General features: G+C 46.7%; 13 protein-coding genes. 7 read left to right on the forward strand and 6 right to left on the reverse strand.

Features of this window, described 5'->3' with window-relative positions; translation table 11 throughout:
• The first annotated feature begins 26 nt into the window (after window positions 1-26).
• Window positions 27-569 (forward strand): GNAT family N-acetyltransferase, encoded by a 543-nt coding sequence (locus QFZ51_RS03570; RefSeq protein WP_429043219.1) that lies wholly within the window; start codon window positions 27-29, stop codon window positions 567-569.
• Here the strand turns inward: QFZ51_RS03570 and QFZ51_RS03575 are convergent.
• From QFZ51_RS03575 to QFZ51_RS03585, 3 genes are read right to left on the reverse strand one after another with little or no spacing between them, the layout of a single operon-like run.
• Window positions 566-1,153: an APC family permease gene (locus QFZ51_RS03575; RefSeq protein ID WP_429043222.1), complete on the reverse strand. Its 588-nt coding sequence runs from the start codon at window positions 1,151-1,153 to the stop codon at window positions 566-568. The genes QFZ51_RS03570 and QFZ51_RS03575 overlap by 4 nt on opposite strands.
• The gene (locus QFZ51_RS03580; protein ID WP_429043225.1) at window positions 1,125-2,021 is read right to left on the reverse strand and encodes an amino acid permease; all 897 of its coding nucleotides are present in this window, start codon (window positions 2,019-2,021) and stop codon (window positions 1,125-1,127) included. Before QFZ51_RS03580 ends, QFZ51_RS03575 begins: the two co-directional genes overlap by 29 nt.
• Window positions 2,022-2,079: 58 nt before the next feature.
• Complete coding sequence (locus QFZ51_RS03585; RefSeq protein WP_429043227.1) at window positions 2,080-2,973, reverse strand: hydroxypyruvate isomerase family protein; 894 nt, start codon at window positions 2,971-2,973, stop codon at window positions 2,080-2,082.
• Between the two features lie 211 nt (window positions 2,974-3,184).
• Here QFZ51_RS03585 and QFZ51_RS03590 point away from each other — a divergent pair, with 211 nt between their 5' ends.
• The gene (locus QFZ51_RS03590; RefSeq protein ID WP_429043229.1) at window positions 3,185-3,466 is read left to right on the forward strand and encodes a hypothetical protein; all 282 of its coding nucleotides are present in this window, start codon (window positions 3,185-3,187) and stop codon (window positions 3,464-3,466) included.
• A 73-nt stretch (window positions 3,467-3,539) separates the two neighbouring features.
• Here the strand turns inward: QFZ51_RS03590 and QFZ51_RS03595 are convergent, their stop codons facing one another.
• Window positions 3,540-6,407 carry an outer membrane beta-barrel protein gene (locus tag QFZ51_RS03595; protein WP_429043232.1) on the reverse strand — a complete coding sequence of 956 codons (2,868 nt, stop codon included), beginning with the start codon at window positions 6,405-6,407 and terminating at the stop codon, window positions 3,540-3,542.
• Window positions 6,408-6,450: 43 nt separating this feature from the next.
• A complete protein-coding gene (locus tag QFZ51_RS03600; RefSeq protein WP_429043235.1) occupies window positions 6,451-7,233 on the reverse strand; it encodes a hypothetical protein in 783 nt (260 codons plus the stop codon).
• A 191-nt stretch (window positions 7,234-7,424) separates the two neighbouring features.
• Here QFZ51_RS03600 and QFZ51_RS03605 point away from each other — a divergent pair, with 191 nt between their 5' ends.
• Both QFZ51_RS03605 and QFZ51_RS03610 read left to right on the forward strand, forming a co-directional pair.
• Window positions 7,425-8,864: a sensor histidine kinase gene (locus QFZ51_RS03605; RefSeq protein WP_429043237.1), complete on the forward strand. Its 1,440-nt coding sequence runs from the start codon at window positions 7,425-7,427 to the stop codon at window positions 8,862-8,864.
• Between the two features lie 17 nt (window positions 8,865-8,881).
• Window positions 8,882-9,568 (forward strand): response regulator transcription factor, encoded by a 687-nt coding sequence (locus QFZ51_RS03610; protein WP_370908918.1) that lies wholly within the window; start codon window positions 8,882-8,884, stop codon window positions 9,566-9,568.
• On the opposite strand, the gene QFZ51_RS03615 is transcribed toward QFZ51_RS03610, so the two are convergent.
• A complete protein-coding gene (locus QFZ51_RS03615) occupies window positions 9,565-10,401 on the reverse strand; it encodes a sensor histidine kinase (RefSeq protein ID WP_429043240.1) in 837 nt (278 codons plus the stop codon). The two genes, QFZ51_RS03610 and QFZ51_RS03615, sit on opposite strands and share 4 nt — an antisense overlap.
• Before the next feature lie 102 nt (window positions 10,402-10,503).
• On the opposite strand from QFZ51_RS03615, the gene pheS reads away from it, so the two are divergent.
• The 3 genes from pheS to QFZ51_RS03630 all read left to right on the forward strand — a co-directional run bounded on the left by pheS (window position 10,504) and on the right by QFZ51_RS03630 (window position 13,522).
• The gene (pheS, locus tag QFZ51_RS03620; RefSeq protein ID WP_429043243.1) at window positions 10,504-11,532 is read left to right on the forward strand and encodes a phenylalanine--tRNA ligase subunit alpha; all 1,029 of its coding nucleotides are present in this window, start codon (window positions 10,504-10,506) and stop codon (window positions 11,530-11,532) included.
• A gap of 72 nt (window positions 11,533-11,604) precedes the next feature.
• Entirely contained in the window at window positions 11,605-12,474 is an 870-nt protein-coding gene (locus tag QFZ51_RS03625; RefSeq protein WP_429043245.1) for a 3-hydroxyacyl-CoA dehydrogenase NAD-binding domain-containing protein, read from the forward strand.
• A gap of 52 nt (window positions 12,475-12,526) precedes the next feature.
• Complete coding sequence (locus tag QFZ51_RS03630) at window positions 12,527-13,522, forward strand: NAD-dependent epimerase/dehydratase family protein (RefSeq protein WP_429043248.1); 996 nt, start codon at window positions 12,527-12,529, stop codon at window positions 13,520-13,522.
• The last annotated feature ends 224 nt before the right edge of the window (window positions 13,523-13,746 follow it).

Below are 13,746 nucleotides of genomic sequence, written 5' to 3' on the forward strand. Positions count from 1 at the left end.
AGTTTAACGCCCTTTTAAATCCAGTTATGTTCGAAATAACCGTTAATGAAAACATATACCTCCGGCAGCTCCAGGTGCAGGATGCTCCCTTGGTATATAAACAACTGGATGCATCCCGTAAAAGCCTGCGCAGATTTTTACCCTGGGTAGATTATAATACCAACGAAGAACATTCCCTCCGCTTTATACAGTTGATGTTACGCAAAGCTGAAGAACAGGAAGCCATTGCCCTGGGGGTATGGTACAAGGAGCAATTTTGCGGGGTCATTGATCTCCACGGATGGGACCACCAGTTGCAGAAAGCAGAAATAGGTTATTGGATAGGAGAAGAGTTCCAGCGGAAAGGCATTGCTACCGCCGCGTGCAAAGGACTTATTTCCTTTGCCTTCAAAAAACTCCACCTGAATAAGATAGAGATCCGCTTTGTATTGCAGAACGAACGTAGCGGGCAAATCCCGATCAGACTGGGATTTGCCAAAGAAGGAATATTGCGTCACAGCGCCAAACTGCACGGGCAGTATGTGGATATGGTGGTAATGGGTGTACTGCGGCAGGACTGGAAATATTAGCTTTTCAGCTGCTTACGCACTTTACTGTGCTTCTTACCATAAAATTCATAGATCACCATGCCTATTGCCATCCATACGATGAGACGTAACCAGGTATCCCAGGGCAGAAAGGCCATCATAACGGCACAGGTGATAATGCCCATTAATGGCACAAAGGGAACCCACGGTGTTTTAAATGCGCGCGGTGCATCCGGCATGGAGTACCGCATTATCCAAACCCCTGCACATACGATCACAAATGCCAGCAGGGTACCAATGCTGGTCATCTCCCCTACTACCCTTACCGGTACCAGTGCGGCAAACAAACTTACAAACACACAGAAAAGGATATTCGATTTCCAGGGAGTACGGTAACGGGGATGGACATCCGAAAATATCTTTGGCAGCAGGCCATCTTTAGCCATACTGTAAAATACTCTCGATTGCCCCCAGAGATCCACCAGGATTACGGAAGTATAACCGACTATGATGGCGAGGATAATCATTTGCCCAAGCCATTTGTAGGGCGTGTGCGCAATGGCAATGGCTACCGGCGCTGCGCTGTTTTTAAACTCTTTATAGGGCGCCCAGTCCGGTGAGTACATGGGAAAAAAGAATGAACAGGACCGTACATACCGCCAGTGATCCGAGAATGCCTATGGGCATATTACGCCGTGGATTTTTGGTTTCCTGGGCGGCTGTGCTCACAATATCAAAACCGAGATATACAAAGAAGATGACACCTGCTCCCCGCAAAATACCGGATACGCCGTATTCTCCAAAGGTGCCTGTGTTTTTGGGAATATATGGGGTGAGATTAGCCGGCTGTATATACTTCCAGCCGAGGGCGATAAAAACAAGCACTACGCCCACTTTGAGCGACACCACTATCGCGTTCCATATGGCCGAGCCTTTGGTGCCACGCATGAGGATCGCCGACATGAGGATAATGACCAATGCTGCAGGGAGATTGAAATAGCCGTGGGTGGTTACGCCGTTTGCCAGCGTGATGGTTTCAAACGGGGAGTGTGAAAACTGTGCGGGAATGTAAATTTTATATCCTGCAAGGAATGCTACCAGGTAATTAGACCAGCTGATAGCCACGGTGGCGGCTCCCACGGAAAATTCGAGGACCAGGTCCCAGCCTATGATCCAGGCAAGCCGCTCTCCCATTGTCGTGTAGGCGTAGGTGTATGCGCTGCCTGCCACCGGGATCATGGAGGCAAATTCGGCATAGCAAAGACCGGCAAAGGCGCAGCCAACACCAGCCACTATAAAGGAGAGTGTTACTGCCGGCCCGGCGTTATTGCCGGCTGCGGGTCCCGTAAGGGAAAATAATCCCGCACCGATAATAACGCCCAGGCCCAGCATCAGCAGCTGAAAGCCATTCAGCGTGCGTTTGAGGGTATCTTTGCTTTCACTGGCCGACTCGTTGAGCAGCCATGATAAAGGCTTTTTGTAATTTTGGTTCATGTTATATACCCTACTGGTTTAGTAGACTGGTCCGCGAAAGTAGGATATATTTATGAATTTAAGCCAGATCGCAGATTCCTACTGCCTGGCGGAGCGATGCGATCTGGTCTTTATGGACAGGAATAAACTCCTGGGCCACGTGGCCTTTAAAGCCGGTTTCGTAGATCGCTTTCATGATGGCCGGATAGTACAGCTCCTGGGTTTCATCAATTTCATGACGGCCCGGTACCCCGCCGGTGTGGTAATGCGCAATATAATCGTGGTGGTCGCGGATATTACGGATTACATCCCCTTCCATGATCTGCATATGGTAAATGTCGTATAGCAGCTTAAAATTGGGAGAACCCACTGATTTACATAGCTCTACGCCCCAGGCGGTATGATCGCACTGGTAGTCGTGGTGATCCACTTTGCTGTTCAGCAGTTCCATTACCAGCGTTACCTTTTTCTTTTCTGCATAGCCGGTAATGCGTTGCAGGCCTTTGGTGCAGTTTTCAATGCCCTGCTGATCGCTCATGCCGTTACGGTTGCCGGAAAAGCAGATCAGGTTGGTAAAACCGGCTTTTGCGGTTTCATCTATATAATGTTTAAAATATTCTTCCAGTTTATCGTGGTGGGCTACGGTGTTAAATCCTTTGCCGATATTCCAATCCGGGCCATTACTGGCCACCATAGCGGTGATCATGTCATTTTTCTTCAGGATGTCGAAGTCTTTCGGATCAACGAGGTCGATGGAATGAATGCCGATTTGTTTAGCAGCTTTACACAGTTCATCCAGTGGAATGTTATAACACCAGGCACATACCGAGTGGTTGATTTTGCCTTTTAGTTTTTCATCTACTGCCAGATCGTGTGCAGATACCCTGCTGGAGAGGGATGATAGCGCGGTGGATGCGAATGCCATTGTGGCTACTTTCTTAATCATATCGCGGCGTGAGTTTTCCTGATGCATAAAAAAGGTTTGCTTTAAACTGCCATCAATGTAGGCGAAATTATGTTTACTTACAAGCTCCTGCCGCCTTTTTAAGGCAAAAGGGCGTGGAAATACGGATTTTATTTTTTCCGTAGAACCAACCGCGCTCATCCTGCGTTTATATAGTAACTTACAGTTAGTTTGGAATTTGGTAAGTAATTTGTTTATGTATTGAAAAGCGGAGGTTGATATGGAAAAAAAATATACTCCCAGTTTATGGATCTGCATCCTGATGGACGTGTTAGGATGCGCCAGTTACGCAGTTCCGGTATTAGGAGACGTCAGTGACTTTATCTGGGCCCCGATTTCTGCCATCATTTTCTACCGTATGTTTGGTGGCACGATTGGTACTTTCGGTAGTGTTTTTAACTTCATGGAGGAATTATTTCCAGGTACAGATTTTATCCCCACGTTTACTCTTTCCTGGATACTGAAGCGGGTAACGGCTCCAAGAAGAACGATGTCTATTTAAATTAGTCTTTAAATAACAAGGGCATTATTAATCATACGGATTAATAATGCCCATTTTTATATAGATGGTCAACTTAGAAGCCTCTTGGTCTCATGCCGCCGCGGCCACCTCCCGGAGGAAAGCCCATCATACGGTTGCCTCTTTCGCCTTTGCCGCTATTACCGCCAAACTTATTCAGGAAATAGGTGAAGCTCACCATGAAGTATTGCTGTAATACATTGCTCTGTACGTCCTGGATGTAGTTGTCTGCCACGGTGCGGGATACACTGATATATTGCCGCAACAGGTCAAATCCCTGGATCTTGATCATCCCCTGTTTCTTTGGAAATACATACTTTGATACGTTGGCGTTCCACATGGTGGAGGTGAGGTTATAACCCGGCTGCCGACCACGGTTCATTGTACAGGTGATATCGCTGCCTATCAGGAAACCGAGCGGAAGATTGATATTGAAATCCGTGTTGATATTGTAATCCAGGTAGCGGGTATCACTTGCACCGGCGCTGGCCTGGGAGTAGTTGGTGGCATTGAAATTAATGCTGCCGCCCAGTGAAATATCAAACAATTCCTTGTACATATAGCTTACGTTGGCCGACTGTGATAACTGCAACGAATTGGTGTTGCTGTTAATGCCATTGCTCACAATTACATCTTTATTATAACTCACGGAAGTTCCTGTGTTCAGGTTTTGCCCTGGCGTTTTTGATAAGGGAATGGAGTTGTGTACCATACCCGAAATATTGTAATTACCATTTACGTTTACCGGTCTCACGGTTTGCCTGCCGGTTTCAGGATCCAGTGTAGTGGAGTTGATAATTTTATTTACCGTATAACCGCCGTTCAACCGGGCAAACATTCCCCGGAAGGTGATGTTGTTAAACGAGTTGTAGTTAACGCTGAGGTTATTGGTAAAAGATGGTTTCAGGTCCGGGTTACCCAGCTGTATATACAACGGGTTACTGTTGTCCGGAACGGGCGCCAGCTGTTGTACAGATGGTTGCTGTGTATTACCGTTGTAGTTTATGCGTAACCGTTTGTTCTTGGAAAATGTGTAGTTAAAAGATGCCTGCGGAGAGAAGTTAACCGTGTTTTGTGTGATCAGGCTGTCTTTCCCCTTCAGGAATGAATACGTGTTATTATCAAGGCTGTTAAACAGCACATTCAGTCCTATGGAATAATCATATTTCAGTTTGTTGGTGCGTATGGCAAAGCCGGTCTGCTGGTTCAGGGTACTGTTGGTAAAAGAATTGCTCAGTGAGTCGTTCATGATGTTGTACTGTCCTTTCGCATCATCATAGTCGTAAGTATATTTTGTGCTGGTGCTATTGTATTTTGTGATACCATAATTTGCTTCGAGGAAGCGATCCCTTCCCAACGGTTCTGTGTAGGTAACATTTACGCCTTCGTTGCGGCTATTGGTATTTATTTGATTGCGCTGGTTGAAGTTAACGATGCTGTCGGCAGAAACATAATTGATACTTGATTTTACATAGTTCTCCTGGTCATTATCGCTGTTGTTGTAATTAAAGTTAAGGCTCAGTGTACGGCCTGCTTTTCTAAACCGTTTGCGGAACAGCAGTGAGCCGCCATAATTTTCATTGTTGCCCTGGCCATCATTGTAAGTGAGTCCCCTGTTCAATGTATCCTTATTGGTGTTCAGCGACAGGTTTTCTGTAACGCTGTAGTTGTTGCCGTTTGTAAGGGAATAGGTTGGTGAAAAGATCAGTGAATGAAAGGAGTCGATCGTATATTCCACCCTGGCAGAAAAGCGGTTGTTACTGTTATCTGTTTGAGAGGTAGAATTGGTATTGTCGTAGTTGGTGGTGGCGTTGCCTTGTTTATCGGTACTGAATGTTTGTTTTGCTGTTTTTTGTTCTGTATTATTCTTGGTATCATTAAAAAAGTAGCTGCCGTTCACGATCAGGTTTTTGCTGAAGTCCTGGTTGAAATTCAGGCCGGTGTTCCAGTTGCGGGTGATACCGCTGTTGTTGCCGCCACCCATGAGCTGTTGCATACCTCTTCCGCCGCCGCGGCCACCACCTCCTCTTCCGCCACCGGCAGAACTGAAGCTCATGGCATCCTGTTGGGTATAGCCCATATTGTTTACGTTGTTACCGCCACCGAGCAGCGACATCTGCTGGTTTTCCCTGAAGCGGTTTAAGCTGAGGGATACGCCATAGCGGTCGTCGGTACCATAGCCGGCAGTGGCGCGGCCAAACAGTCCTTTCTTTTTATCTTTTTTAATGGTGATGTTGATCGTTTTTTCTGTTTGCCCGTCGTCGATTTGTGTGAATTGAGCCTGGTCTGATTTGCGGTCTATCAGCTGTACTTTGTCGATAATATTGGCTGGCAGGTTTTTGGTGGCCAGTTTGGGGTCGTTGCCAAAAAACGGTTTACCATCTACCAGTACCCTGGTAACGGTTTCTCCCTGTGCGGTGATAGCGCCGTCTTTATCTACTGTAACGCCTGGAAGTTTCTTTAAAAGGTCTTCTACCACTGCATTTTCGCGGGTTTTAAATGCATCGGCATTAAATTCAAGGGTATCTTTCTTAACTACAATGGGTGGTTTTTCGTCCAGTATTTCTACTGCATTCAGGTTTACTCCTTTTAATATCATAGGGATGTTGCCGAGGGATATTTCCTTATGGTCCTGGTTAATCTGCAATGATTTATTGATAGGTTTATAGCCCAGGAAGCTTACGTACAGCCGGTATGCGCCATCGGCGACGTTGGTCAGTTCAAAGTTGCCTTTGTTGTCTGTCATAGTGGTGGTAGCAACGCTGGAGTCTTTTGCATTCAGTAACACTACCGTGGCAGCGGGCATGGCATCCCTGGAGGTAGAGTCAGTCAGTTGGCCTTTAATCTTTCCTTGTTGTGCCTGGGCCTGGACATGTATAATGCCTAAACCCAGTACCAGCAAGAGTTGTATAAGTTTCTTCATATATGAATTTAACAGGAAAGGGGGAAGTTAGGATGAAATTTATTTATTGTTGTTGCCGCTTACGTAATTTCTCCATTTCCTGTCTTCTGATTTCTCTCATTTGGTCGGGGCTCACTTTTTCTGCACCCGCGGGTATGCTGAGATCCCTATCTGTTACGGCTTTCAGGCTAACATTTTTTGCGATGAAGGCGCGTTTGCCGCCTTCCGCAGAAAGCACAACGGCATTGCTGTCGGGTAATAATCCGTTCACCGGGGAGAAAGTGAAGGGCAATTCGGTGGTGTACCAAACGGTGTACGTATCATCTTTTAGCTGTATGGTGGCCTTTTTACATGTATATCCTGCAATTTTTTTTGTTTTGTCGGACGACTTGTTATTAGCGGTAAAGATGAAATCTTCTTCTGTGTAGTAAGTTTTTTTATCGTCGCCAAAGGTGCTGAACACCTGTTCATACTTCTTATTGGCAAGGTCTACATACTGTGCGTTGCCACCCCGTCCCATGCCCATGCCCATACCGCCGGGGCCTTGTCTGCGCCGGGTGCTGGTATCTCCGTCGGGGCGCTGTCTTCTGCCGCCGAAGCCGCCGCCTTCAGGCCGCTCGGTGGTGAGCTTACCGAGGTTGTTGCTGAAAGTAAATACCTGTTTGAAGGTGATGACATCCGGAATTTCGGGTGCGTCGTCGCCACCGCGCTGGAATCCGCGCATGCGTTCGGGATCTGTTTTGGCGGTTACTTCATATTCTATCACTCCTGATTGCTGAGCATATACCTGGCTGGTGGCAGATAGCAGTGTGGCTGCTGCGATGAATAAACGGATAGTTCGGTTCATACCTGATTGATTTTAGTACAAATGTGAATCTTCGTCTTCATTTTTTGGGTTAAAAAGCTTTATTTACTGTTATTTACTGTTAAGGGCTGTCTGTAAGCGTTAATCTTCCTTATTTACTGTTAATTACTGTTAAGGGATTGCCTTCTTTTCCCCGTGGAATGGATAGTTTTGTAAGGATCTTAAAATCTTTCATGCGACAAAGAATCAGAAATATTCTCATCCTCATGTCTGTTTGTATCCTCGGAATATTTCTGTTCCAGGGGTACTGGCTATACAATTCATACAAATTAAGAGAGGAACAGTTCAATAAAGAGATCAATGAATCGCTGCGGATGGCTGTGTTTAATAAGCAGTTTTCGGATGTGCGCCGCTATATCCGTTACTATGGTAAAGATAAAGATTCGTTGAAGTCGCCTATGCGCGGACTGGCAGATCAGCTGGAAGAAATAGGCATGCCTAAAGGCAGGCGTTTCAAGGGGCAGCATTTCGACCGCTACCCCGAGCGACCTCCGGCAGCTGCTTTTAAGGCCGATTCTTCCAGCAGGATATATGTGGATACACTGGCCCGGCAGATCTCCGAGTTCCTCATTACCAGCAACTTACACGACGATAGTACCAATCTTAAAAAACTGGACTCTGTTTTCAAAGTGGAGCTGGCCAACCGCCAGATAGCCACGCCCTATGAACTGGATACTTTTCATCTGAACTACAGCGGTTTTGAAAGGGAAACGTTTAGAGACAGCATCCGCCGGAGGGAGCCCAGGCAAACGGCGAAAATTCCTTTTAACCCCGCCAGCAACTTATTCGTACAGGCCAGCTTCGATTCCCCCCTGCAGTTTATTTTACAGAAGATGATCTGGACCCTGCTCAGCTCACTGGTATTACTGGTGCTTACCACCCTCAGTTTTATTTATATGCTCAGAACAATTCTCAAGCAGAAAAAGCTGTCGGAAGTAAAAAACGATTTTATCAACAACATGACGCATGAGCTGAAAACGCCTATTGCCACCGTATCTGCGGCAGTAGAGGCGTTACAGAACTTCAATGCACTGAACGACCAGCGTAAAACACAAACGTACCTGGATATATCAAAAAATGAATTGCAGCGCTTATCAGATCTCGTGGAAAAAGTACTGCATATTGCTGCCGAAGAAAAAGAAGATATTGAATTGTTCCGGGAGGAAACAGACCTGAATGAAGTAATTGACAACATCCTTTCCAACCACCAGCTTAAAGCAGGAAAGCAGCTACAGTTACGCTATGATAATAACCTGGCCGGCAAAGCCGTATTTGTTGATAAAACACACCTGGCCAGCGCGATTAATAATCTCGTGGATAACGCGATTAAATATTCCGGCGAACACGTACAATTATACCTGCAAACCAGCATGGAAAACGGTATCTTAAAGATCCGGGTAAAAGATAGCGGCATTGGTATCCCGAAGGTATACCAGGGCAGTATCTTTGATAAGTTTTTCAGGGTGCCTACCGGCAACCTGCACAACGTAAAAGGGTTTGGCCTGGGATTAAGTTATGTGCGGAAAATAGTGGAAATGCATGGTGGGTCCATACATGTGCAAAGTGAACCGGACAAAGGCAGCGAATTTACCATTATCATCCCTTCTGCTTAACCATATAAAAGAGATTTATGCCCAAAGTATTATTGATAGAAGATGAAGTGCAGCTCGGACAAATTGTGAAAGACAGCCTTGAGATGCGGGGGTTTGAAATGCTGTACGCAGCCGACGGCAAAGAAGGACTGCGTATATACCAGCAGGAACACCCCGATGTGGTGGTGCTGGACATCATGATGCCTAACATGGATGGATTTACGGTTACGGCAGAAATCCGTAAGCAGGATAAATTCACGCCTATCATTTTCCTGACCGCCAAATCGCAGACTGCTGATGTGGTGAAAGGTTTTGAACTGGGGGGAAACGACTACCTGAAAAAGCCTTTCAGCATGGACGAGCTGATTGTTCGTATTACGGCGCTGCTGAAACGTTTTGGCGATAACCCCGGCACCAGGGAAATGGAAGAAGGCGCTGTAACCATCGGGCAATATGTTTTCAACTACACCAAGCAAACCCTTGCCCGCAATAATTCCATCGAGTTCCTGTCGCACCGCGAGGCGGCTATTTTACGGCGGTTATACGATAACAAAAATGAGGTAATGGAGCGGAAAGCTGTATTGCTCGATCTTTGGGGAGATGATAATTTTTTCAACGCCCGCAGTATGGACGTATTTATCACGAAGCTCCGCCGGTATTTGAAAGATGATTCCCGTGTACAGATCGTTAATATCCGGGGAGTGGGTTACAAATTGATTTTTTAGTGGTTCATGGCCGGATCGGATTCAAAAGTAATGTACACACGGGTGCCTTCTACGGTGTTCTCCGCTCCCGGCAGATCGGAGATTTCAATGTTAAATTGTTTATGGTACATGGCGCGGTAAAGGGTGGCCCTTTCCATACATATTTCCATGCCCCTGGAATGGTGGTTGTTACTTTTTAGCCCGTCGTGATGATATTGCAGTGCCTGTACCCTTCCGATACCGTTGTCTGTTACCTCGCACGCATACAGGTCCGGACCCAGCTGCATCCATTGAACGTGTAGCTGCCTGTTTGTACGCTTGTGCATCAGGCCATGCCAGATCGCGTTTTCCACAAAAGGTTGTACCAGCATACAGGGTACATACAGGGCCGCCGCAGAGATCTGCGGATCGGTATAGAGCGTATACTCAAACCCGTTATTGGTGCGCAATTGTTCCAGTTTGAGGTACTGCTCCAGCAGATCAGCTTCTTCCTGCAGGGGAATAAAATCTTTATCAGCCAGCATTAACACTTTCCGGAGCAGGCCGGCAAAACGGGAAATATATTCCTGTGCCAGCGCCGTTTCGCCGGTCATGAGGGCGGTGTATATGCCGTTTAGGCAATTAAACTGGAAATGCGGGTTCACCTGTGATTTCAGGTTCACCAGTTTTAGTTCTGTAATTTGTGTGCGGAGAAGGAGCATTGCGGCATCCTGCTGGTGGCTGTTTTGGATCAAAGCTTCGCTACTGCCTTTGAGAAGAAGGTAACGGGAACGGTAATGCAGACAAAGGAGAAAAAAAATGACAATGCCGGCTGCAGCCAGTATCAGCATAACAGTGTGTGTGGTGACAGGCATAACCCCCTCGATTTGCTCATGAAAATATACGTCATTTCCGTGAAAAAAGGAGCAATGGCTAAACCTCTTCAGTTTACACCTAAACGCTTATCTTTGTTGTTTATGGAACAGTTAGTACAGCAAATAGCAGCCTACAAAGAAGAAATAGCGGCTTTTACGCCTGCCGGCGCAGCGGATCTGGAACAGTACCGCATAAAATTCCTGGGTACAAAAGGTATCGTGAAAGCTCTTTTCGGGGAGATGAAACAGGTACCGAATGACCGTAAGAAAGAATTCGGGCAGATTTTAAACGAATTTAAACAACTCGCGGAATCCCGCTACGAGCAGTTCAGCGATCTGAAAGATGCTGGTGGCGCCGATACCGGCGATATAGATTATACTTTACCGGCCGCGCCTCACCGGCTGGGCACCAGGCACCCTATCAGCCTGGTAAGGAATAAGATCATCCGCATTTTTGAGCGGCTGGGCTTTACCATTGCCGAAGGACCAGAAATTGAAGACGACTGGCACAACTTCACGGCATTGAACCTCCCGGAAAATCATCCGGCCCGCGACATGCAGGATACTTTCTTTATCAGCAAAAATCCCGACTGGCTGCTGCGCACCCAAACTTCCTCCGCCCAGGTAAGGGTAATGGAAGAAGGCAAGCTGCCTATCCGTATCATCAGCCCGGGAAGAGTATACCGTAATGAAACCATTTCCGCCCGTGCACACTGCTTCTTCCACCAGGTAGAAGGATTGTACATAGACGAAAACGTTTCTTTCGCAGACCTCAAACAAACGCTGTATCACTTTGTTCAGGAAATGTTTGGCGAGAATACGGGCATCCGTTTCCGTCCCTCCTATTTCCCGTTCACAGAACCCAGCGCGGAAATGGACATTGTATGCTTCATTTGCGGAGGCACCGGTTGTAATGTATGTAAACAAACCGGCTGGGTAGAAATACTCGGTTGCGGAATGGTACATCCGAAAGTACTGGCCAACTGCGGCATCGACCCGGAAAAATATTCCGGCTTTGCCTTCGGTATGGGAATAGAACGTATTACCATGCTGAAATACCAGATTAAAGATCTGCGCCTGTTCTCTGAAAACGATACCCGTTTCCTGGAACAATTTGAAGGAGCAGTATAAATATTATTACCAGGCTATTTGGCTATTACATAAATGCAGCGGAACTTCCCGCTGCATTTATGTAATAGCCGGATGAAAAACCTCAAAAAAGTGATTCAAACTATTGCCGTATGCGGCGCAGGTACTATGGGCGCCGGAATAGCACAGATAGCAGCCTACAGCGGATTTACTACTTTGTTGTTTGATATCCGGCAGGACGGCCTGGACAGGGCAAAAGCACAGATTGAGAAAAGCCTGACGGTAGCCGTGGAAAAAGGAAAGCTGGCTCCTGCAGATAAAGAAAGCATCCTGCAACGGATCCGTTTCACCGCAGCTATCGAAGACTGTGTAGCCGATGTGATCATAGAGGCTATTGTAGAAAGAATCACCGCCAAAACAGCACTCTTCAACCAGCTGGCCGCCATCAATACTGCAGAAACCATTTTTGCTTCCAATACCTCTTCCCTGTCTGTTTCTGAAATAGCCTCGGCTGTAAGCGTTCATCCATCAAGAGTGGTGGGTATGCACTTTTTTAACCCCGCCCACCTGATGAAACTGGTGGAAGTGGTAAGCGGAAAGGAAACAGCACCAGCAGTAGCAGACACTATTTATGAACTGGCGGAAAAGATGGGTAAAGTGCCGGTAAGGGTAAAAGATGCTCCCGGTTTTATTGTGAACAGGGTGGCCAGGCATTATTACCTGGAAGCCATGCATATTGCGGAACAGGGTCAGGCAGATTTCAGCACCATTGACCAGCTGCTGGAAGCAGCCGGGTTTAAAATGGGTCCTTTTGCATTAATGGACCTGATAGGTAACGATATCAACCTGGCGGTAACGCAATCCCTGTATGATGCTTTTGAGCAGGCGCCCCGCTTTAAACCTAATGCGCTGCAGGAACAAAGAGTGAAGGATGGTAAGCTGGGACGTAAAACAGGATTGGGTTTTTACAGGTACGAACAATAACAGGTTTTAGTTATTTTTGAACCTCTTTTTGGAAAAAAGAATTTTAGTCTTCATGATTTTAGTCACCGGCGGTACAGGTTTTTTGGGTAGTCATTTAATCCGGGCATTGGTTGCCGCAGGGAAACCTGTGAGAGCATTGTACCGTAAACAACCTTCACCCCGGTTGCAGGATATTTCAGATAAAATAGAATGGGTACCAGGCGACATCCTGGACGTGTGCTCGCTGGAAGATGCCATGACGGATGTAACACAGGTATATCACTGTGCTGCAGTTGTTTCTTTTCAGGCAGCGGATAAAGACCGCTTGCTGAAAATTAACGCCGAAGGCACTGCCAACATAGTGAATATGGCATTGGATGCAGGTGTTAAAAAGCTCCTGTATGTAAGCTCTGTAGCCGCTATCGGAAGAGCAAAGCCAGGTGCGGCCGTAAACGAGGAATGTGAATGGGAAGACAGTAAGAATAATTCCCGTTACAGCATCAGTAAGTTCCAGGGAGAAATGGAAGTATGGAGAGGTATTGCAGAAGGATTGGATGCGGTAATTGTAAACCCTTCCATTATCCTGGGTGCAGGCTTCTGGGAGGAGGGTTCCGGCACCCTGATCAAAAATGCCTGGAAAGAATTTCCCTATTACACACAGGGCGTAAATGGATTTGTTGATGTGGAGGATGTGGTAATTGCCATGATCCGGTTAATGGACAGCGACATCAACGAAGAGCGGTTTATCCTGTCGGCAGACAACTGGAGTTATCTGCAGTTATTCACCCATATGGCGCAGGCGCTCGGTAAAAAGCCGCCGCATATTGCGGCCAAGCCCTGGATGGCCGAAGCAGTGTGGCGACTCGAAAAGGTGAAGGGAATGCTTACGGGCAAACACCCGCTTATCACTAAAGAGACGGCCCGTACTGCCCAGCTCAAAGTATACTACGAAAACAACAAGATCTTAAATGCCTTACCGGGATTCCGTTTCCGGCCACTGGAAGAAACAATCCAGCATATTTCCGCCGCCTACCTCCGGGAGCGCGGAGCTGGTTTTTCGCGGGATTAACGCGTATGTTGTCTTTCCCGCGCGTATGTTGTCTTTCCCGCTGATTACACTGATTTTACTGATTTGCCTGATTATACTTTTGGGATTTTATAAAGGATTTTAAAATGATTTGGGGAGATAAAAGCGAATATATCCGCTTTTATCTCCCCAAATCATTTTAAATCCAACATGATCAAATCTCTAAATCAGTAAAATCAGTGTAATCAGCGGGAAAGACAACATCC

The sequence above is a fragment of the Chitinophaga sp. W3I9 genome, assembly GCF_050434025.1.
Classification (GTDB): Bacteria; Bacteroidota; Bacteroidia; order Chitinophagales; family Chitinophagaceae; genus Chitinophaga.

What these genes read in the sequence shown, in the direction of transcription:
- QFZ51_RS03630 (WP_429043248.1), top strand. Translation starts at nt 12,527, where the DNA reads ATGATTTTAGTCACCGGCGGTACAGGTTTTTTGGGTAGTCATTTAATC.
- QFZ51_RS03595 (WP_429043232.1), bottom strand. Translation starts at nt 6,407, where the DNA reads ATGAAGAAACTTATACAACTCTTGCTGGTACTGGGTTTAGGCATTATA.
- pheS (WP_429043243.1), top strand. Translation starts at nt 10,504, where the DNA reads ATGGAACAGTTAGTACAGCAAATAGCAGCCTACAAAGAAGAAATAGCG.
- QFZ51_RS03575 (WP_429043222.1), bottom strand. Translation starts at nt 1,153, where the DNA reads ATGTACTCACCGGACTGGGCGCCCTATAAAGAGTTTAAAAACAGCGCA.
- QFZ51_RS03605 (WP_429043237.1), top strand. Translation starts at nt 7,425, where the DNA reads ATGCGACAAAGAATCAGAAATATTCTCATCCTCATGTCTGTTTGTATC.
- QFZ51_RS03610 (WP_370908918.1), top strand. Translation starts at nt 8,882, where the DNA reads ATGCCCAAAGTATTATTGATAGAAGATGAAGTGCAGCTCGGACAAATT.
- QFZ51_RS03600 (WP_429043235.1), bottom strand. Translation starts at nt 7,233, where the DNA reads ATGAACCGAACTATCCGTTTATTCATCGCAGCAGCCACACTGCTATCT.
- QFZ51_RS03590 (WP_429043229.1), top strand. Translation starts at nt 3,185, where the DNA reads ATGGAAAAAAAATATACTCCCAGTTTATGGATCTGCATCCTGATGGAC.
- QFZ51_RS03625 (WP_429043245.1), top strand. Translation starts at nt 11,605, where the DNA reads ATGAAAAACCTCAAAAAAGTGATTCAAACTATTGCCGTATGCGGCGCA.
- QFZ51_RS03585 (WP_429043227.1), bottom strand. Translation starts at nt 2,973, where the DNA reads ATGCATCAGGAAAACTCACGCCGCGATATGATTAAGAAAGTAGCCACA.
- QFZ51_RS03580 (WP_429043225.1), bottom strand. Translation starts at nt 2,021, where the DNA reads ATGAACCAAAATTACAAAAAGCCTTTATCATGGCTGCTCAACGAGTCG.
- QFZ51_RS03615 (WP_429043240.1), bottom strand. Translation starts at nt 10,401, where the DNA reads ATGCCTGTCACCACACACACTGTTATGCTGATACTGGCTGCAGCCGGC.
- QFZ51_RS03570 (WP_429043219.1), top strand. Translation starts at nt 27, where the DNA reads ATGTTCGAAATAACCGTTAATGAAAACATATACCTCCGGCAGCTCCAG.